This window comes from Staphylococcus canis (assembly GCF_016238445.1).
Taxonomy (GTDB): domain Bacteria; phylum Bacillota; class Bacilli; order Staphylococcales; family Staphylococcaceae; genus Staphylococcus; species Staphylococcus canis.
This window is the reverse complement of sequence record NZ_JABANU010000006.1, coordinates 65,429-85,470: the sequence shown is the minus strand read 5'-3', so window position 1 is coordinate 85,470 and position 20,042 is coordinate 65,429. Positions and strand designations below refer to the sequence as shown.

Annotated in this window: 28 protein-coding genes; all 28 read right to left on the bottom strand. The window is 36.0% G+C overall.

Annotated features, from left to right (window positions below; translation table 11 throughout):
- Positions 1–9: 9 nt before the first annotated feature.
- The 28 genes from HHH54_RS03625 to rplR all read right to left on the bottom strand — a co-directional run bounded on the left by HHH54_RS03625 (position 10) and on the right by rplR (position 20,013).
- Complete coding sequence (locus HHH54_RS03625; RefSeq protein ID WP_198617474.1) at positions 10–1,764, bottom strand: lactose-specific PTS transporter subunit EIIC; 1,755 nt, start codon at positions 1,762–1,764, stop codon at positions 10–12.
- A 5-nt stretch (positions 1,765–1,769) separates the two neighbouring features.
- A complete protein-coding gene (locus HHH54_RS03620; RefSeq protein WP_198617473.1) occupies positions 1,770–2,084 on the bottom strand; it encodes a PTS lactose/cellobiose transporter subunit IIA in 315 nt (104 codons plus the stop codon).
- 30 nt (positions 2,085–2,114) lie between these two features.
- Positions 2,115–3,086 carry a tagatose-bisphosphate aldolase gene (lacD, locus tag HHH54_RS03615; RefSeq protein ID WP_198617472.1) on the bottom strand — a complete coding sequence of 324 codons (972 nt, stop codon included), beginning with the start codon at positions 3,084–3,086 and terminating at the stop codon, positions 2,115–2,117.
- Between the two features lie 181 nt (positions 3,087–3,267).
- Positions 3,268–3,783, bottom strand: coding sequence for a galactose-6-phosphate isomerase subunit LacB (gene lacB / locus HHH54_RS03610; RefSeq protein ID WP_198617471.1), 516 nt, complete (start codon positions 3,781–3,783; stop codon positions 3,268–3,270).
- A 16-nt stretch (positions 3,784–3,799) separates the two neighbouring features.
- Complete coding sequence (gene lacA, locus HHH54_RS03605; RefSeq protein ID WP_198617470.1) at positions 3,800–4,228, bottom strand: galactose-6-phosphate isomerase subunit LacA; 429 nt, start codon at positions 4,226–4,228, stop codon at positions 3,800–3,802.
- 204 nt (positions 4,229–4,432) lie between these two features.
- Positions 4,433–5,185, bottom strand: coding sequence for a DeoR/GlpR family DNA-binding transcription regulator (locus tag HHH54_RS03600; RefSeq protein ID WP_198617469.1), 753 nt, complete (start codon positions 5,183–5,185; stop codon positions 4,433–4,435).
- Between the two features lie 231 nt (positions 5,186–5,416).
- A complete protein-coding gene (locus HHH54_RS03595) occupies positions 5,417–5,632 on the bottom strand; it encodes a hypothetical protein (RefSeq protein ID WP_198617468.1) in 216 nt (71 codons plus the stop codon).
- A 126-nt stretch (positions 5,633–5,758) separates the two neighbouring features.
- A complete protein-coding gene (locus HHH54_RS03590; protein WP_198617467.1) occupies positions 5,759–6,517 on the bottom strand; it encodes an IclR family transcriptional regulator in 759 nt (252 codons plus the stop codon).
- 19 nt (positions 6,518–6,536) lie between these two features.
- On the bottom strand, positions 6,537–7,901 hold the full coding sequence (locus tag HHH54_RS03585) for a YjiH family protein (RefSeq protein ID WP_232796228.1): 1,365 nt from the start codon (positions 7,899–7,901) through the stop codon (positions 6,537–6,539).
- Between the two features lie 10 nt (positions 7,902–7,911).
- Positions 7,912–8,847, bottom strand: a complete 936-nt coding sequence (locus HHH54_RS03580) for an L-lactate dehydrogenase (protein WP_198617466.1) — start codon at positions 8,845–8,847, stop codon at positions 7,912–7,914.
- Between the two features lie 203 nt (positions 8,848–9,050).
- Positions 9,051–9,443: a 30S ribosomal protein S9 gene (gene rpsI, locus HHH54_RS03575; protein ID WP_016426376.1), complete on the bottom strand. Its 393-nt coding sequence runs from the start codon at positions 9,441–9,443 to the stop codon at positions 9,051–9,053.
- A gap of 19 nt (positions 9,444–9,462) precedes the next feature.
- The gene (rplM, locus tag HHH54_RS03570) at positions 9,463–9,900 is read right to left on the bottom strand and encodes a 50S ribosomal protein L13 (protein ID WP_198617465.1); all 438 of its coding nucleotides are present in this window, start codon (positions 9,898–9,900) and stop codon (positions 9,463–9,465) included.
- Between the two features lie 190 nt (positions 9,901–10,090).
- Complete coding sequence (gene truA / locus HHH54_RS03565) at positions 10,091–10,915, bottom strand: tRNA pseudouridine(38-40) synthase TruA (protein ID WP_198617464.1); 825 nt, start codon at positions 10,913–10,915, stop codon at positions 10,091–10,093.
- Positions 10,916–10,929: 14 nt separating this feature from the next.
- Positions 10,930–11,733, bottom strand: a complete 804-nt coding sequence (locus tag HHH54_RS03560) for an energy-coupling factor transporter transmembrane component T family protein (protein WP_198617463.1) — start codon at positions 11,731–11,733, stop codon at positions 10,930–10,932.
- Positions 11,723–12,589: an energy-coupling factor transporter ATPase gene (locus HHH54_RS03555; RefSeq protein ID WP_198617462.1), complete on the bottom strand. Its 867-nt coding sequence runs from the start codon at positions 12,587–12,589 to the stop codon at positions 11,723–11,725. Before HHH54_RS03555 ends, HHH54_RS03560 begins: the two co-directional genes overlap by 11 nt.
- A complete protein-coding gene (locus tag HHH54_RS03550; protein WP_198617461.1) occupies positions 12,586–13,395 on the bottom strand; it encodes an energy-coupling factor transporter ATPase in 810 nt (269 codons plus the stop codon). The genes HHH54_RS03555 and HHH54_RS03550 overlap by 4 nt, the downstream gene beginning before the upstream one ends.
- Positions 13,396–13,784: 389 nt before the next feature.
- Positions 13,785–14,153: a 50S ribosomal protein L17 gene (gene rplQ / locus HHH54_RS03545; protein ID WP_198617460.1), complete on the bottom strand. Its 369-nt coding sequence runs from the start codon at positions 14,151–14,153 to the stop codon at positions 13,785–13,787.
- 16 nt (positions 14,154–14,169) lie between these two features.
- On the bottom strand, positions 14,170–15,114 hold the full coding sequence (locus tag HHH54_RS03540; protein ID WP_198617459.1) for a DNA-directed RNA polymerase subunit alpha: 945 nt from the start codon (positions 15,112–15,114) through the stop codon (positions 14,170–14,172).
- 76 nt (positions 15,115–15,190) lie between these two features.
- Complete coding sequence (gene rpsK, locus HHH54_RS03535) at positions 15,191–15,580, bottom strand: 30S ribosomal protein S11 (RefSeq protein WP_198617458.1); 390 nt, start codon at positions 15,578–15,580, stop codon at positions 15,191–15,193.
- Positions 15,581–15,604: 24 nt separating this feature from the next.
- Positions 15,605–15,970 carry a 30S ribosomal protein S13 gene (rpsM, locus tag HHH54_RS03530; RefSeq protein ID WP_198617457.1) on the bottom strand — a complete coding sequence of 122 codons (366 nt, stop codon included), beginning with the start codon at positions 15,968–15,970 and terminating at the stop codon, positions 15,605–15,607.
- Positions 15,971–15,992: 22 nt separating this feature from the next.
- Positions 15,993–16,106, bottom strand: coding sequence for a 50S ribosomal protein L36 (gene rpmJ, locus HHH54_RS03525; protein ID WP_002509257.1), 114 nt, complete (start codon positions 16,104–16,106; stop codon positions 15,993–15,995).
- A gap of 32 nt (positions 16,107–16,138) precedes the next feature.
- Complete coding sequence (gene infA / locus HHH54_RS03520) at positions 16,139–16,357, bottom strand: translation initiation factor IF-1 (protein WP_001118443.1); 219 nt, start codon at positions 16,355–16,357, stop codon at positions 16,139–16,141.
- Positions 16,358–16,516: 159 nt separating this feature from the next.
- Entirely contained in the window at positions 16,517–17,167 is a 651-nt protein-coding gene (locus tag HHH54_RS03515) for an adenylate kinase (protein ID WP_198617456.1), read from the bottom strand.
- A gap of 17 nt (positions 17,168–17,184) precedes the next feature.
- Positions 17,185–18,462, bottom strand: a complete 1,278-nt coding sequence (secY, locus tag HHH54_RS03510; protein ID WP_432813790.1) for a preprotein translocase subunit SecY — start codon at positions 18,460–18,462, stop codon at positions 17,185–17,187.
- A 15-nt stretch (positions 18,463–18,477) separates the two neighbouring features.
- Positions 18,478–18,918, bottom strand: coding sequence for a 50S ribosomal protein L15 (rplO, locus tag HHH54_RS03505; RefSeq protein WP_198617454.1), 441 nt, complete (start codon positions 18,916–18,918; stop codon positions 18,478–18,480).
- A 16-nt stretch (positions 18,919–18,934) separates the two neighbouring features.
- The gene (gene rpmD / locus HHH54_RS03500) at positions 18,935–19,114 is read right to left on the bottom strand and encodes a 50S ribosomal protein L30 (RefSeq protein ID WP_103208050.1); all 180 of its coding nucleotides are present in this window, start codon (positions 19,112–19,114) and stop codon (positions 18,935–18,937) included.
- Positions 19,115–19,130: 16 nt separating this feature from the next.
- Entirely contained in the window at positions 19,131–19,631 is a 501-nt protein-coding gene (rpsE, locus tag HHH54_RS03495) for a 30S ribosomal protein S5 (RefSeq protein ID WP_198617453.1), read from the bottom strand.
- A 22-nt stretch (positions 19,632–19,653) separates the two neighbouring features.
- Positions 19,654–20,013 (bottom strand): 50S ribosomal protein L18, encoded by a 360-nt coding sequence (rplR, locus tag HHH54_RS03490; protein WP_198617452.1) that lies wholly within the window; start codon positions 20,011–20,013, stop codon positions 19,654–19,656.
- Positions 20,014–20,042 lie beyond the last annotated feature (29 nt).

Below are 20,042 nucleotides of genomic sequence, written 5' to 3'. Positions count from 1 at the left end.
AGGCTCCTTTTATTTAAATTGATCTTTAACGAATTGTAATGCGCCTTCACCATCACGTGTCAGCTTAATATATTCTGCACCTTGTGTCTTCGCAAGTTTAATACCAAGACGATCTGTATCTTGTTTAATGTCCTCATAGTTTGAAGCAACTTGTGGTGCTAAGATGATTAAATCGTAGTCTTTCATAATGTCAGTATGTGCACCGTAACTACCTGCAGCAGCTTTCACAGGTTTGTTGTGTTCTTCTGCTGCTTTATTTAAAGCATTCGCAAGTAAACCACTTGTACCGCCGCCAGCACATAATACAAGGACATTAGTTTGTTCTGTAATATCATCTGCTTCTGAAGTTGTCGTACCTGTAATAGATTCATCAGCTTTTGCCTCAACTTCTTGTGCAGTAGTTGCACCTACAGATGACGCAATAACTGCATCTGCTTTTTTCGTGTCAAAATTATCTGCAACTTTTGAACGCAATTCGTCCGAAGAGTCGATTCCTTTTTGCTCGTCTTCTAATACTTGTTGATCATATACTTTGAAGAATGGATAGTAGATAACTACATCGACAATAATTAAAGTAATCGCTAATACGAACGCCCATACTTCAAATCCTGTACCCATGATGATCCCTAGAGGTCCTGGTGTCGTCCAAGGTAAAACCACACTGAAACTATTCATACCTAGGAAATCAACAAAGAATTTAAAGATCCATACGTTAACAATCGGCGCAGTGATAAATGGCACAAAGAATACTGGGTTCAATACAATTGGTGCACCGAATAAAATAGGTTCATTCACCCCGAAGAATGTTGGGACAACTGAAGCACGTCCAATTGCTTTGTTTCGTTTTGATTTAGAGAGCCACATGAATAGGAATGGTACAATTAATGTCGCACCTGTTCCCCCCATTGTAACGATGAACATTTGTGTACCTGGAGTTAAAATCTTATCTGCATGTTCTCCAGATTGTAGTAAATTAAAGTTCGTTTCAATGTTGGCATAAGTGATCGCTGCAATTGCAGGTTCTACAATTGATGGTCCGTGAATCCCAACAAACCAGAAGAGTGCAAAGGCACCAAAAATGATGGTAATACCAACCCATCCATCTGCCGCTGTAAACAATGGTTCAAAAAATTTCACAATAGCTTCTGCTACATTAGTATTGATCGCAGCTCTTGAAAGTAAATCCAATCCATATAGCACCATAATCACAAGGCCAAATGGAATTAAATCTTTAAAAACTTGTGAAATGTTAGGTGGCACTTCTTTTGGCATTTTGATTGTGACATTGTTTTTCACACAGATGTTATAAATCATAACAGTAATAAATGCTGATAAGAAAGCTGTAAGTAAACCTTTTGTTCCCATAAATGCACTCGCAAATCCACCTTCTTCAAGCGGATTCGATGCTAGAAATAAAAATCCACAAATCGATGCGAGTATCGTTGAGATAAAGTTAATTTGATTCGTACTTTCTAACTTTCGATTATATGAATCTGTTAAAGCTTTAGCCGTCGTTCCTGCAACAAGTAATCCTACAACACCCATCGTATAGCTATAAGGTTTCATAATCAGTGCTTCTGCTTGTTTACTCCATGTGAAACCAAAAATATTTGGCACGTAAGCAATCAATAAGAAAATACTTGAAAATAAGATGACAGGCATTGCTGAAATAAATCCATCACGAATTGCTCTTAAATAAATATTACGTGAGAGCTTTTCAAAAAATGGCTTCCCCTTTTCGATAAATGCGATTAGCTTATTCATAGATGTCAGCTCCCTCTTTTGTACAATTCAATGATGTGCTTTAACATATCTTTTAATAATAACGTCGTCATTAAATGATCTTGACCATGCATCATTGTTACACTGTAGGCAATATCATCCCCAGCTGCTTCTTTTTGAAGTAATGATGTTTGTGCATTATGTGCGTCTACAATGCTTTGATTCCCTTCTTCAATAAGTTGTTCTGCTTTATCATAGTCGCCTTCTTCTGCTGCTTTAAGTGCGGCTAAATATTTTGAACGCGCTTCTCCTGCATATGCTACAATTTCAAAACCTAACATTGACACTTCTTCTCTGTTCATCGAAATCGCCTCCACGATCAAATTAGTAAATTAATGATTTTCCTTATATGCAACCGCTGTTTCTTCTAAAACTTTGTTGAGTTCTTGAATATTGTTGTAACCTTCAGTACGTAACCATTCTCTTGCTGCACCTTCACCTTGTTCGATATACGCTTGAACAGCACCTGACCAAGTCGCACGTCCGCAAAGTACACCATTAAATTGTGCTCCCGCTTCATGAGCAAAACGTAATGTATCTTGGAATAACTTCGCCGATACACCTGCGCTTAAATAAATGTATGGTAAGTGTGTCGCTTGATCTTGCTGTCTAAAGAATTCAGCTGCTTCTTCACGTGTATAAACCACTTCACCATCACCGAATCCTTCTACATAGTTCATGTCAACTGGAACTTCTACTTTTAATACATCCACACCAAAACGTTCTTTTGAAAATACACGCATCGCTTCGATAACTTTATGCGGTTTTACCTTTGCATATTCAGGCCCTTTATTATCTGCAATTGAGTCATCGTATGCTAAAATTTCTAAGAAGAATGGGATATCTTCTGCTTTACATTCTGAACCAATACGCTCGATGTAAGCTTCTTTTTGATTGTTAATCTCCGCTTCATCATCCACGTCATAATATAATAAAAACTTAACAGCTTGACCGCCTGCTTCTTTAATACGTTTTGCTGACCAATCTACAAGACTATCTGGTAAACGTCCTTTCGCATTAACGTCATATCCTGTTTTTTCATAAGCAAGTAATAATCCGGCATCATCTGCTCTTACTTCAGTTGCAGGTAAGCCATACTCTGGATCTAAAAGGATTGAAGAGGCATATGGTGTTAACTCTTCAGAAACTAATTTTTTAAGTTTCTCCATATCTGCTACTTGAGGTTCACCTTCTTGATACTTTGACATCATGCGTTTTAAAGCACCACGTTGGTCAAATGCTAACGCTGAAATAATTCCTTTATCATTACTTACTTTTTTTAAAAATTCTTGTTTTGTACTCATTCTTGACACCTCTTATATTAATGTGAGGCTGGGACAACAATGCCGATGAGACGCCAAACGATCGACGTATTTATCGTATCTTAAACGTTTAATATCCCTCTATAAGACGTTGAACGATGTCTTTACGAAGTATTGATGACCTAACCTCTAATGTGTATTCAGTTACTGATGTGATTGTGAATTAATCGTGATATTCGCCTTTATCCCATTTTTCAAGGAATTCATTAAAGAAATCTTCATCGTTTTGATGTTCATTGATTGATTCTACTTTTTGGATTTTATCAATAAGTGCTTTGTTTTCTTCAGTTGGTTTGTATTCCGCATTGATAAATGCTTCAACAATGTCATTTAGTAATAATCCACCAACAATTTTTCCACCAAATCCAATTACATTCGCATTGAGTTGTTCTTTAGCGTATAATGCTGAAGACATATCACGTACTAATGCTGTACGCACACCTGGCACTTTATTTGCAGCATTGGTAATCCCTACACCTGTTCCGCAAATACAAACACCTAAGTCAGCTTCACCACTTGTCACCGCTTCACCTACTTTTTTACCAAAGATAGGATAGTGTGTACGTGTGAAATCGTATGTGCCACAGTCAATCACTTCATGTCCAAGTGATTTTAAAAATTGTGATACTTCCATTTTTGTATCAGTTACAATATGATCAGAACCAATTGCAATTTTCATAAGTTTTAGCCTCCTGTTATCCCATTTTATTTAACATATCTACACGAATTTGGTGACGTCCACCATCGTAAGCACCTTCAACAAAGCCTTTAACGATGTTTTGTGCTAATGTTTTACCAACTAACGCTGAGCCCATTGTAATCATCTTCGCGTTATTATGACTACGTGTCATATATGCAGAACGCTCATCTGAAACTTCAGCAGCAATCATGCCTTTAATTTTTGTTGCTACCATAAAGCTACCTGCACCATACTCATCAATGACAATCCCTAAATTGTCATCAGCTTGTTGCACTTCTTTTGCTACAGCTAAAGTGACATCCACAAAATCTTTTAAATCTTCACTTGTTACATCGACAACATCGTAATGATTGTCGTTTAAAAATGTTTTAATATGTTCTTTTAGCTCCAAACCTTGTTGGTCTGCACCAATAATCACTTTCACAATGATCATCCTTCCGAATTATTTGTTGACATGCACATTTACAAACGCTTTCATATCTTTATGTTTAAATTATACACCCAATCAAACATTAATTCAACATTATACGTTGTTTTATGTTTGATAATTGTGTGAACTTATCAACATTAAACAAAAAAAAGAGCTAGAACGAATAAAATGTTCTAACTCTTGATTTACGTGTTTAATTTAAATGACTTCAATGTAATGTTGCATTGTTGTCAGTTGCTCTTCATTTAATTCATTTGTGATAATCGCTGTTAAATCTTTTAATTGACAAAAAGAAACAAAATCTTCTTTTCCCATCTTAGAGTCATCAGCTAAAATATACTTTTCATTTGAATGCGCGATGGCTAACTTTTGTGTATAGGCTTCTTCATATGATGAAGTCATTACATCATTACCTTTAATACCATTTGCGCTAAAAAATATTTTTGAAAAACGCATTTTTTCAAGCAATGTATTCGCCATTTCTCCTACAAAGGACTCCGTTAACTGACGTTGTGCTCCTCCAATGAGATACACAGAAAATTGCTCTGTTTTTTTCGGTTGTAAGATTTGAAATACTGGCAAGCAGTTCGTTATTACCGATAACCGTTCGTTTTGTATTTCTTTCGCAAGCATTTCAACCGTTGTGCCTGGACCTAAGAATATAGTATTCCCATCTTCAATTAACTCTGCAGCCTTTTTGGCAATTTCTAATTTTTCTTTACTGTTTTTAGTATGCTTTTCATGATGTGACATTTCTTTATATTGATAAGCGAGATTACTTCTTGCGCCACCATGAATTTTAGTCAAAATACCTTGTTCTTCTAATTCAACAAGATCACGTCTTACTGTCATATCAGAAACATTTAAATCCTCAACAATGTCAGTAATGCGGATTGTCCCTTTCTCATTCACACGACGTGCAATCTCATCTAAGCGCTCATATTTATTCAAATACCCCACACCTTTATAATATTTTAATTTTAACATTTTGAATTCCAAATGTATTGTTAAGCCAATTCGTAATATTATTATTAATTTACTACATATATACCCAAATTCAAACAAAAAAAGGCTTAAAAATCAAACAAAAATTCAACATTTTTAAAAATACAACATAAAAAAGCTCGACCCCCACTATCAGGTCGAGCTTTTTTATATCAATGATTCTTGGTCAGAATCAATCTATTGCTTTTCACGTACCAGTCTTTTTATATTATAAATCGTAATAATACCACTAATACTAAAAACAATTAATGGTAAAATACTTAGCACAACTTTTATCGTTGAGCTGCCTTCAATAATATTCATAAGACTTAACACTACAAAGCCTATCGATATTATCAATGCAATAACTTGTGTAACAACATGATTCGCAAGTTTTTCGAACTTTTCAAGCATCTGCTCCACCTCTTTGTAAACACGGTGTAAACTTAGATAAATTCGTTATAAAACATTACCTAAGGTTTAGGGTAACAAAAAAGAGCATGCTTTCAAAGTAAGGTTACCACTTTACGCTATTTTCGCTCATGATTCGAAATAATCAATGGCCAATAACTGTTGATTTAATGTTTTTACTTCTGCTTTTAATTGCTCCAGTAAAGTCTCATACCCTTTAAATTTGAGTCGACTTGTTGGTCCTGAGATGCTTAATGCTGCTCGAGTTTGACCTGCTTTATCTTTAATTGGAATCGCCATACACGATAATCCATATTCGTACTCTTCTTCATCTAACGCATAGCCTTCTCTTATAATTTTCGCTTTTTCTTGTTCAAATTGTTGAAATGTCGTTAATGTATGAATTGTCCTTTTTTTAGCGGTTGAGATATACGTTTTGACCTCTGAATCCGTCATATCCACTAAAAATAACTTACCAATACCTGAACAATACATCGGACTTGTTCGTGCTAATTGCGGTTGTAATGTATAGAATTCTCCTACTTCAGAATGGATAAAGAGCACCTCTGTTTTATAGGGTATCCCTAAATTTACCGTCTCACCAAAATTGTCCGCAATTCGCTTCATTAAAGGTTTTGCAAGCGTGATCAACTGACTAGCCACATCAACATTTTGACTGTAGACAAGCATTTTGTATCCCAGTGTATATGTAGCATCATCATTTTGTTGAATCACATCTAAATTTTCCAATGTCTTAATCGTTCTAAAAATCGTTGCTTTTGGCATATCCAATGCTTTACTCAACTCAGAAATGCCCATAACTCTATGATTTGAGATGTGTTCAATAATTTGAAACGCTTGAACGATTGTTTTAATATTTTCACCCATATTTTCTCATTCCTACGCATTAAAATAGAATTATTTTAACAAATAATATAACAAACGGTAATGAAATAAAAGTTCTTAGTAAGAAAATAATTAAAATGTCTTTAAAGTTTTTAAGCGCGCCTGTTGATTTAAGTAATGTTGCAATTTCTGACATAAAGATCAACTGCAGAATACTCATCATCGCTATAATTGTACGACTCTCAGCTGATGTCACTTTACTCCCTAAGATAACTGGTAAATAGTTATCAGCAAATCCTGACATAATGGCACTTGCTGTAATATTAGATTCAGCCACATTAAATAGATTCAATACAAGTTCTACCGGATAAGATACCCAACCTAATAATGGTGTATATACTGATATTGCGAGCGCAATAGTTCCCCAAAATACGATAATCGGCATGAGCCATAAAACATAAAACATCATGTTATCTTTTTTAGAAATGAAATTTTGAGCTGTCACTTGTGAAGCTCTTAAACAAGCATTTCCGATTGCTCTTTGCCATTTACTTTGAGATTGATCTACTTCGACATGGCGTTCTGTACTACCATCCACATAAACGTCTGGATATTTTGATATAGGAGGAATACGCACACTAATTGCTGCAACAATCATACCAATCAGTGTAATACCTAGAAATATCATACCGAACTTATCCATCACATCTAAGACACTACATACAAGAACGACCCATCCGACACTTGAAATCGCAAATTGACTTCCAATTGCTGCAACTTCTTTTACAGTGAAATATCCTTTTTCAAACAATTCTTTTGTTCCTAGAATAGCTGCGTTACCTGGACCAACCCAAGCACTGATTGCACTTACTGCTGTCATTTCTGACATTTTAAATAAAGGTCGCATGATAAACCCAACTAACTCACCAATAAACTCCATTGCACCAAATTCTAAAATTAATGTTTGAAGCAATAACATAATTGGAATGAGGACACTCAGTTGCGTCGCGAGATCAAGCATCGCGCCACCAGTTTCCATTGATGTAATGACTTGAGGTCCGAATTTAAAGAAACACAGTAAACTAATTACAGCCCCCATGATTCGATTGAATAAGTAGAAAGGTGTTGTTGAAAATAAATTTTTAAGCGTTGGATTTTCTCTAATCCAAGCTGGTTTAGCGATCATGTCATAAGTTGCTAATAATGCTGAAATTACAAAAGCTAATATAATTAAAACTTGAATAGGTGTATATAATGCCTGAACAACAAGTTTTAAATAATGAAATAAAACAGTATCTACCCCGTTACTAAATGAAAACGGGATTAGGACAATCACAATACCTAAAATCGTACAGATGACGAACTTTAAAATATTAATGATATTGACAGGTTGTGACTGTTTGTTACGCTCCATTTGGTTACTCATCTCTATCACCTTATAATTTTATTTGTTGTACAATTTCTGACATTAATTGGTAAGAATGTTGAAGGTTTTGACGCTCAGATTCTGCTAAATCAAAGTTAAGTTGTTGTTCAACACCCTCTCCACTAACAATAGATGGTCGACTTAAGAATAGCCCTTCCTCTGAGTCAGATGGTGTATATAGATTTGAAACAGGTAAGATTTGACGCTCATGACGCAAAATCGTTCTCACAATTTTTTCAATAGCGTTTGCGACACAATAACAGTTTGGTCCTTTCATTTGCCATACATCAAATGCGGTATCTTTCACTTCTTGTTCAATTTTTTGTTTATAATCTTGGGGTAACTCGATACCTTGAAGTTTCGCAAAGTCTTCAACAGGTAAACCACCAATTGTTGTTTTACTCCATAACACGACTTGTGAATCACCATGTTCCCCAACTACTGTCGCTTGAATACTTTCATCACTAATATTGAAATCACGACTTAATAAATAGCTTAGTCTTGAAGAATCAAGTAACGTTCCAGAACCAATCACTTGTTGTGCAGGTAAACCAGAAATTTTATATGTGAGATACGCTAAAATATCAACCGGATTACTCACGACAAGAATTTTAGCATTAGGACTTGCCTTTACAATTTTAGGTACAATATCATTCAATATATCTGCATTCTTTTGTAATGGAATAAGTCTAGATTCTCCTACCTTTTCAGGCACGCCTATCGTAATAATGACAACATCTGAATCTTGTGTATCTTCATATCCTCCAGAAATGACGCGCTTTGCCATTGATACTTTTGCTCCGTGCATCATATCCATCGCATTTCCTTTAGCTCTATCCTCATCGATATCAACAATAACCACTTCATTCACATAATCTTTCTCTGATAGTAAGAACGCTGTCGTCGCCCCTACCGCACCTGAACCAATAATACTTACTTTTTTCATTATCTTTATCTCTCCTTAGTGAAAATGAAACGCGTTTCGTTTTTTTTATTACAATATTATTATAACAGTTTGTGACAAAAATCACAATAGTATATGTGAAATAATTAACAAACTTTTGGTTAATTATTTTTACTTTATAGGCACAAAAAAAGCACCCTCCAACAAAAGTTGGAAAGTGCTGTAAACATTGATATAACCTGATATTAACGTTTTGAGAATTGTGGTGAACGACGTGCTTTTTTAAGACCTGGTTTTTTACGTTCTTTCATACGTGGGTCACGAGTAAGTAATCCAGCGCGTTTTAAAGAACCTCTGTATTCAGGATCTGCTTCTAATAATGCACGTGCAATACCGTGACGGATTGCTTGTGCTTGACCTGTGAAACCGCCACCGTGTACGTTAACTAATACATCATAGTTACCTTTAGTTTCTGTAACGTCGAATGGTTGGTTTAAGTCTAAGATTAATGATTCGAATGGTAAGTAGTCACGTACGTCACGATCGTTGACTTTGATGTTACCTTCACCTGGTACTAAACGTACACGTGCTACTGAGTTTTTACGACGGCCTGTGCCTTTATATTCAACTTGTGCCAATGTAATTTCCTCCTTCTAATTAACCACGTAACTCGTAGTTTTCTGGTTGTTGTGCAGCGTGTGGGTGTTCAGCGCCACCATAAACGAATAATTTTTTACCTTGTTTTTCGCCTAAACGTGAACTTGGTAACATACCTTTGATAGAAGTTTCAAGTAAACGTTCTGGGTTTTTACGTTTTAATTCGCCAGCAGTGATTGATTTTAAACCACCTGGGTGATTTGAGTGACGGTAATAAATTTTATCTTGTTCTTTATTACCAGTGAATTGAATTTTAGATGCGTTGATGATGATTACGTAGTCACCAGTATCAACGTGTGGTGTATAAGTTACTTTATTTTTACCGCGTAAGATAGCTGCAACTTCTGAAGATAAACGACCTAATGTTTGTCCTTCAGCGTCAACAACGTACCATTTGCGTTCAATATTTGATTCGTTAGCCATAAATGTTTGACGCATAACTATAGTCCTCCTAGTGAATAAATAATGCTTAGTTTTGAATGTGTTGCATTAACAATTTTAAACGAGATAATTTATTCCGTTAACTGTTGATCTGTCCTGCTTCTATATCTTGTAACACAATAAGTTTCCGGGGCTTATCGTGGGGTGATATAAAACAATACCGTTAACTATGATATAATTTTTATCGTCAATTGTCAATGTATTCTACTGAATTTTGTAGGGATTTTTTATAATGAATTTTTATATTTGTCCCGAAGTCTTCTTTTAATTCAGTATCCGCTAAATATACTTTCTCAAGATATAGTCCTTCTGCTGGTGCAGTATGTGGTACTTGATTACGGTCTTTTGCTTTCAACAGTTCTGGTACTTCTTCGGGATGACGTTTACCTTTCCCAACTTCAAGTAAAAATGCCATAATAACTCGAACCATATTATATAAAAAGCCGGATCCTGTAATAATAAAATCTAAACCATCTGATGTCTTTTCAATACGACTTTCATAAATTGTTCTTTCTTTACTCTCAACTTCTGTTTTTTGCGAGCAAAATGAGGTGAAATCGTGCGTCCCAATAAAATGGTGTGCCGCTTCTTGCATCGCTTCAATATCTAATGGTTCAGAGATATAAGTCTTCAATTTCGATTGAAAAGGATTGCGGTGCTCATCTTGATAAATCGCATAACGATAAGTCTTCCCTACACAATCATAACGGCAATGGAAATCTTCACTAACAAAGCTCACCTCATGGACATAAATATCATCTGGTAACGCACGGTTCATCGCATACTGCCATTGCGTTGCTTTAATATTTAACTCGGTATCAAAGTGAAAATATTGCATTTTTGCATGAACACCGCGGTCAGTACGACTCGAGGGATGAATTCGAACTGGATGCTTATGCATGCGTTTTAAAATCTTTTCAAAATATCCTTGTACTGTGCGCCCTTGATTTTGAATTTGAAATCCTAAAAAGTCTCCACCGTAATAACTAATTTTGACGAGTACTCTTTGCATATTTGGCATCCTTTCTAAAATATAAATTTAATAAGTACGGATATCACTCCAATTGGAATAATCGTCAATACTGCAATTGTATCTTTCGTGCTCCACTCAAGCGTACGGTAACTTGTACGTTTGCTATTCGCATCATATCCCCTTACTTCCATAGCAACAGCGAGCTCTTCTGCACGTTGGAAAGCTGAAATGAATAATGGAATAAGTAATGGGACAAAGGCTTTAATCCTTTTAGCAAGCGATCCTGAACTGATATCAGAGCCTCTCGATTTTTGTGAAAGCATAATTTTATCGAGTTCTTCCATGAGTGTTGGTATGAATCGTAAGGCAATCGACATCATCATACTTAACGCTGGAACAGGTATCTTAATATAATTAAGCGGCTTAAACAGTCGATCAAAGGCATCTGTTAAATCGAGAGGACTGGTTGTGAGCGTTAGCATGGTTGAAACAATCATAATAAACGATAACCTCAACACAATTAAAGCACCTTCATTGATACCATGTGAATCAATACTAATCATCCCGAACTCAACAAGACGCGTACCGCCTTTCGTAAGAAACAAGTGCATGATAAATGTAAAACTCAAAAAGATAAATATCGGAATTAAACCTTTTAATAAAAAACCTAATGGCACACGTGAAAAACGTAAAATTGTATATAATACGAGCGCTAACCAAACATACGACAACCAAGCATGACTGATAAAAATAACCATGATGAAGAAAAATACAAAAATGAACTTAGCTCTTGGATCAAGATGATGAATGGGTGAATTGAGAGGAAGATAACGTCCTATAATCAGCTTATCTTTCATGAGATTCACTCCATTCTTGATACATTTGTACAAAATCATCTTCAGTCATTGCGAGATGATCAAAATGGATACCTAGACGCTTTTCGACATCTTGTTGTAACATCACTATATCCGGTATATCTAAATGCATAGCTCTCACATAATCCGTTTGACAAAATAAAGCTTCTGGTGTCATTTCACATTTAATCATCCCTTTTTGCATGACTTTGACATAGTCTGCATAAGCTGCAACATCATTCATATCATGTGTAACTAAAATAATCGTTTTACCTTCTTCTGTTTGTAACTTTTTAAATAACTGCATCAGTTGGTGTTTACTTTTTGGATCTAGTCCTGCTGTTGGCTCGTCTAACACTAAAATATCAGGCTCCATAGCGAGAATTGCAACGAGTGCTATTTTACGCATCTGACCTCCTGATAACATAAATGGAGACTGTTTCATTGTTTTTTCAGCATCAAAGCCGAGACGTTCTAACATTTCTACAGCTTTCGTTCTTGCACGCTTTAAATCTTGTCCATAATTTTTAGGTCCAAATAATACTTCTTTTTCAACAGTTTCTTCAAAAAGTTGAGACTCTGGAAATTGAAAGACCATTCCGACTGATTTGCGGATAGCTTTTAATGCTTTGTCTTTCGTTTTATGATGAACAACGGTATCGTAAAAGACCATTTGTCCTTTTGACGGTTTAAGCAAGCCATTAAGATGTTGAATAAGCGTTGATTTGCCCGAACCAGTTTTACCTATAATAGCGTAATAGCGCCCCTGTTCAAAAGAAGTAGTAATATGGTTCAACGCTAAATATTCATATGGTGTTTTTTGTTGATAAACGTATGAGACTGTTTCAAATTTAATCATGTGAGACTCTCCAATAATTCGTCATAATTCAAGTATGCTTGGCTTAAATTTAGTTTCTGAGCAATTCTCATTTCAAATGGTAAATCAAGCCCCATTTCAAGGAGTTCATGACTGTGTTTAAAAATTGATGCGACAGAGCCAGACATCGCTATACGCCCTTGGTTCATCACTATAATTTTATCTGACTCTACCACTTCAGATAAATCATGCGTAATTGAGATGACCGTTACTTGATGTACATGATTCAATTTTTTAATCATGTCAAAAATCTCTCGTTTCCCTTCAGGATCAAGCATTGCTGTCGCTTCGTCTAAAATGATGAGTTTAGGTTGTAATGCTAGAACACCAGCTATTGCAACGCGCTGCTTTTGACCACCTGAAAGAGCTGAGGGTTCATGATTTTGTTTATCGTACATATCCACATCTTTTAATACACGTGCTACAATCTCATGCATTTCTTCGGTAGGGACTGATTTGTTTTCAAGGCCAAATGCCACATCATAATTAACAGTTGAGCCTACAAACTGATTATCTGGGTTTTGAAAGACAATACCGATATGGTGATGAAAGGCAGATAACTCTGTGCCCTTAATAGAGGATTGATCAATTAGGATATCACCGTCAAATGTTTGCTCGATTCCTGCTATAAGTTTGGCCATAGTTGATTTGCCTGAACCATTATGACCCACGATTGATACCCACTGTCCAGGATAAACATCGTAGCTGACATTTTTTAATATCGCTGGTCCATCTGAATCATATTGAAATGTAACATCTTTAAACTGTAACAATGGGATATCTGACATAACACGAGCTCCTCTCAACCTTTTATCCTTATTTTACATGAAACGTTGAATTTTATAAATTGTATGTATAGAAAAAGGTTGAGACGTCAAGAATAGACGCGCCATGAAACCTTGATAGCGCTTGTCAGTAGGTTTAAGCAACACATTTTGCCGATCATACGGTTACGGTCCTTAAATAATACTGGCCTTCTTTGTCTCAACCTATGTTAGTAATGATGCTATTTAAATAAAAAACACCACCAATAAAAAAGCGCGCACCCCATCCTATTGAGTTCACGCTTTGTCGTCAATATTTAGTTAGATGGGGCACTCTGAGCTAGACAATATTTGTATGTGGCAAACATTATCGTTGCACTCATTTGCTTTAAATGTAGTAGTGTGTATTTTAATTATACTAATTCAATGATAACTTTAAGTGCACCGTCACCATGACGTGGTGCTACTTTAAGAATACGAGTGTATCCGCCTTGACGTTCTGCATAACGTTCTGCGATTTCACCGAACAGTTTTTGTAAAACTGTTTGAGTTGTTTCATCTTCGTTTAAGATTTCAACATTTTGTAATGTTTTAGCTGCTTGGCGACGTGATGCTAAATCACCTTTTTTACCTAAAGTGATCAATTTTTCAACAACACTACGTAATTCTTTCGCACGAGCTTCTGTAGTTTCGATACGTTCACTAACGATTAAAGATGTCGCTAAGTTACGTAACATTGCTTTACGATGATCTGAAGTACGACCTAATTTTCTGTAACCCATGAGTTAACCTCCTTTATCAATCTTCTTTTCTTAGACCTAATCCTAAGTCTTCTAATTTGTATTTTACTTCTTCAAGAGACTTGCGACCTAAGTTACGAACTTTCATCATATCAGCCTCTGATTTATCAGCGAGTTCTTGTACTGAGTTAATACCAGCACGTTTTAGACAGTTGTAAGAACGTACAGATAAGTCTAATTCTTCGATAGACATTTCAAGTACTTTTTCTTTTTGATCTTCTTCTTTTTCAACCATGATTTCAGCATTTTGTGCTTCGTCAGTAAGACCAACGAAAATGTTTAAGTGCTCTGTCATGATTTTAGCAGCAAGTGATACTGACTCTTGTGGCGTAATTGAACCATCAGTCCATACGTCTAATGTTAACTTGTCGAAGTCAGAGCTTTGACCTACACGAGTGCTCTCTACCGTATAATTCACACGTTCAACAGGTGAATAAAGTGAATCTACTGGAATAACACCGATTGGCATATCACTTGAGTTATTTTGATCTGCTAATGCATAACCGCGACCTTTGTTAGCAACAAGACGTAATTTAAGGTGACCACCTTGAGATACCGTTGCAATTTTTAAGTCTGGGTTTAAGATCTCAACATCACTGTCGTGTGTGATATCGTTAGCAGTAACTTCGCCTTCTTCTTTAACATCAATTTCAAGTGTTTTTTCTTCTTCTGAATAAATTTTGAGCGCAAGCTTCTTGATATTCATAATGATTGTCGACACGTCTTCTACAACATTATCAATAGCTGAGAATTCGTGTAAAACACCTTCGATTTCGATATATTTCACAGCCGCACCTGGTAATGATGATAGTAGGATACGACGTAAGGAGTTTCCTAGTGTAGTACCATAACCACGTTCTAATGGTTCAACAACAAACTTACCGAATTTAGCATCATCACTAATTTCAATTGTTTCAATTCTAGGTTTCTCAATTTCAATCATTTATATATCCTCCTTAAGAACGTCGACTTGCATAAACTATAATTTCGGTGTTTAGTGACATAATGAAAAATTTAAATTATACGCGACGACGTTTCGGTGGACGACAACCGTTGTGTGGTACTGGAGTAACGTCTTTAATCGCTGTTACTTCTAAACCTGCTGATTGTAATGCACGGATAGCTGATTCACGACCAGGTCCTGGTCCTTTTACAGTTACTTCAACTGTTTTTAAGCCATGTTCCATAGCAGATTTTGAAGCAGTTTCAGAAGCCATTTGAGCTGCGAATGGTGTAGATTTTTTTGAACCTTTAAATCCAAGCGCACCTGCTGATGACCATGATAAAGCATTACCAAATTCATCAGTAATAGTTACAATTGTGTTATTGAAAGTTGAACGGATGTGTGCCACACCATTTTCAATATTCTTTTTAACTCTACGTTTACGAGATACTTGTTTACGTGCCATAGTTTAATTAGCCTCCTTTACCTATTATTTTTTCTTGTTAGCTACAGTTTTAACTGGGCCTTTACGCGTACGCGCATTGTTTTTAGTTTTTTGACCATTAACTGGTAATCCACGACGGTGACGGATACCACGATATGATGAAATTTCCATTAAACGTTTGATGTTTAAGTTAGTTTCACGACGTAAGTCACCTTCAACTTTGTAACCATCTACAACTTCACGGATACGACTTAACTCATCATCAGTTAAATCTTTTACACGTGTGTCAGCTGATACGTTAGCTGCTTCGATGATTTCTTGTGCTGTGCTTTTACCGATACCGTAGATATAAGTTAATGAGATCACGACACGTTTGTCACGTGGGATGTCAATTCCTGCAATACGAGCCATATTTTTTACACCTCTCTTTTAATTAACCTTGTTTTTGTTTGTGTTTAGGGTTTTCACAAATTACCATTACTTTACCTTTACGTTTAATGACTTTACATTTTTCGCAAATTGGTTTTACTGATGGTCTTACTTTCATTTTTTATACCTCCTTAAGTGATGGAGTGACAATTATTTATAACGATATGTGATTCTTCCGCGTGTTAAATCATACGGAGACATTTCTACTGTTACTTTATCGCCAGGTAAAATACGAATATAGTTCATACGAATCTTACCACTTACGTGTGCTAAGATTTCATGACCATTTTCTAATTCTACTTTAAACATTGCATTTGGTAAAGTGTCTAGCACTGTACCTTCAAGTTCGATTACATCTTGTTTCGCCATTGATTAACTCCTCCTTTTCAGTTGTAAGGATCATAGAATATCAACTTGTTCATAGTTGCTTGGATACGTTACTTCTATAGATATCGTTAAATAACTTGTCACAATGATTGAATTACTTCAAGGTTAACGACTTCAAAAGCATAACGCTCCAAGTCGTTACTATTTTAATGATTCTAAAATACTGATAACGTCTTCTGTAACTTCATCGATATGTTTAGAACCGTCAATATTTTTCAGAACACCTTGCTTATTATAGAAATCTAAAATTGGTTTAGATTGCTTAACGTTTACTTCTAAACGATTGGCAACAGTTTCTGGGTTGTCATCTTCACGTTGGTATAATTTACCACCGTCAATATCACAAACACCTTCAACCTTTGGAGGATTGAAAACAAGATGATACGTTGTGCCGCAAGTTTCACAGATACGACGTCCTGTTAAACGATTCATAAGTTCCTCTTCTGGAACCTCAATATTTACAACTGCATCGATTGAACGATCAAGCTCGTCTAAAATCGTATTCAACGCTTCAGCTTGCTCGATTGTACGAGGAAATCCGTCTAATAAGAAACCTTTTTTTGCATCGTCTTCAGAAATACGTTCTTTGACAATTCCTACTGTCACTTCGTCTGGTACTAACTCTCCACGATCCATGTAAGATTTTGCTTCTTTACCCAATTCTGTTTCATCTTTGATAGCCTTACGGAACATATCACCAGTTGAAATATGTGGAATTGGATACTTTTTAATAATCTCACTCGCTTGAGTTCCTTTACCAGCACCAGGTAATCCCATTAAGATAATATTCATAAATGCCCTCCTATGAATTATCGTCGACCAAAGCCTCTATATTCTTTTTCGTTAACTTGCGCTTCTAAACTCTTCATTGTTTCAATAGCAACACCAATTACGATAAGTAAGCTTGTACCACCGAGTTGAATCGATTGTGGTAAGTTCATTAACTTCGTCGCTAATATTGGTAATATTGCGATGACTGCTAAGAATATAGAACCAACAAAAGTTAAACGATATAAAACTTTAGTAATATATTTTTTAGTTTGTTCACCTGGACGAATCCCTGGAACATAACTACCTTGCTTCTTCAAATTCTCTGCCATTTTTTCTGGATTAACTTGTACAAATGCATAGAAGTACGCAAATGCAATAATCAAGATAACATACACAATCATTCCAATATTGTTAGAAGGATCGGCATATTCTCCTATTTTTTGAGCCCAATCTGCTTTTGGGAAAAATAGTGTTAACGTTCTAGGTAATAAGAAGAACGCCATTGCAAAAATGACAGGAATAACCCCTGCAGAATTCACTTTTAATGGTAGATAAGTGGCTTGAGAACCAAGGCGCATATTGGCTTGTTTCTTCGCATATTGAATTGGTATTTTACGAATTGCTTGTAGTACAAACACTGCACCAACAGTTAAAAGGATCATACCGATAATCAGTCCTGCTACTTTTAACCAAGCAAGTGTTACATCATCTTGTCCAATAAATTCTTGTTGATAGAATTGAATGAGTGATGATGGTAACGTTGATAAAATACCTGCAAAAATGATAATTGAAATACCATTTCCAACACCATATTGCGTGATTTGCTCACCTAACCACATTAAAAATGCAGTACCTGTAGTCAGTACAACTGCGATTAATAAATAAGTCCACGCTGATTGGTTTTTAATTAATGCACCATCTAAATAGGTATTAAATTGAAAAGACATACCTATAGACTGAATGAACGCAAGAACAATTGTGAAGTAACGTGTAAACGTATTAAGTTTTTTACGTCCTGTTTCACCTTGCTTTGCCCATTCAGTAAATTTTGGAACAATATCCATTTGCAATAACTGCATAACGATTGAAGCCGTAATGTAAGGCATAATCCCCATAGCAAATATGGAGAAGTTCTTCAAGGCTCCTCCACCGAATGTATTAAGTAGATCAGTGACGCCTTGAGAACCTTGTTGATTATCAAAAGCTGCTGGGTTTACACCAGGTGCTGGAATATACGTACCAATTTTGAAAATGACTAACATTGCAAGCGTAAAGAGTATCTTGTTTCGAACTTCTTTAGTTTTAAAGAAATTCATAACCGTGTGAAACAATTAGATCACCTCGTAAGCTCCGCCTTTCGCTTCAATAGCATCTTGAGCTGAAGCTGAGAATTTGTGTGCTTTAACTGTTAATTTCTTTTCTAATGTACCATTACCTAATACTTTAATGCCAGATTTTTCACTTTTAACAACGCCTGATTCAATTAATAATTCAGGTGTTACTTCAGTACCATCTTCAAATTTGTTAAGTTGGTCTAAATTAACGATAGCATATTCTTTACGGTTAATGTTAGTGAAACCACGTTTAGGGATACGACGGAATAATGGTAATTGTCCACCTTCAAAACCTGGTCTTACTTTACCACCTGAACGTGCTTTTTGACCTTTTTGACCACGGCCACTAGTTTTACCGTTACCTGTTGCCGCACCACGACCTACACGGTTACGTACGTGACGTGAACCTTCTGATGGTTTTAACTCATGTAACTTCATTTCGGCACCTCCTCAATTATTTTTCTTCTACTGATACTAAGTGACTTACTTTATTGATTTGTCCACGAATCGCTGGGTTATCCTCTACAACGACTGTTGAGTTTACTTTTTTAAGACCTAAAGCTTTAACAGTTTTACGTTGTGTTTCAGGACGTCCAATAACGCTTCGAGTGAGGGTGATTTCTAATTTAGCCATTTAAATATTTCCCTCCTTAATTATATAATTCTTCTACTGATTTTCCACGTAAACGTGCAACGTCTTCAGCATTTTTAAGATTTTGTAAACCGTTGATTGTCGCACGCACCATGTTGATTGGTGTGTTTGAACCTAATGATTTACTTAAGATATCAGTGATACCTGCAAGCTCTAGTACGGCACGAACTGGACCACCTGCGATTACCCCTGTACCAGGAGCAGCTGGTTTCATTAAAACACTTCCTGATCCGAAACGTCCAGTAATTGTGTGTGGTGTTGTACCATTTACACGAGGAATCGTGATAAGTTCTTTTTTCGCAGCTTCAACTGCTTTTTTGATCGCTTCAGGTACCTCTTGTGCTTTACCAGTACCGAAACCAACGCGGCCATTTTTGTCACCTACAACTACAAGTGCAGTGAAACGGAAATTACGACCACCTTTAACAACTTTAGCAACACGGTTAATTGTAACTACGCGTTCTTCGAATTCTTTAACTTGTTCTTCTCTACGAGCCATTTAATTTGTCCCTCCTTTTAAATTAAAATTGAAGTCCATTTTCACGAGCAGCATCTGCTAATGCTTTAACACGGCCATGGAATAAATAACCACCACGGTCAAATACTACAGCAGTGATGCCTTTTTCTGATGCTGCTTTAGCAACAGCTTCGCCTACTTTAGCAGCTTGTTCAACTTTAGTTGAAGATGCTTCTACGCCGCTATCTTTAGTAGATGCTTGTGCTAAAGTGATACCTTTTGTATCATCAATGATTTGTGCGTAAATGTGTTTGTTAGAACGATATACGTTTAAACGTGGCTTTTCGCTTGTACCTGACAATTTCGTACGTACGCGAGCATGTCTTTTTAAACGTACTTTGTTTTTATCAATTTTGCTAATCATCTTAATACTCCTTTCTGTAGAGTTTTATT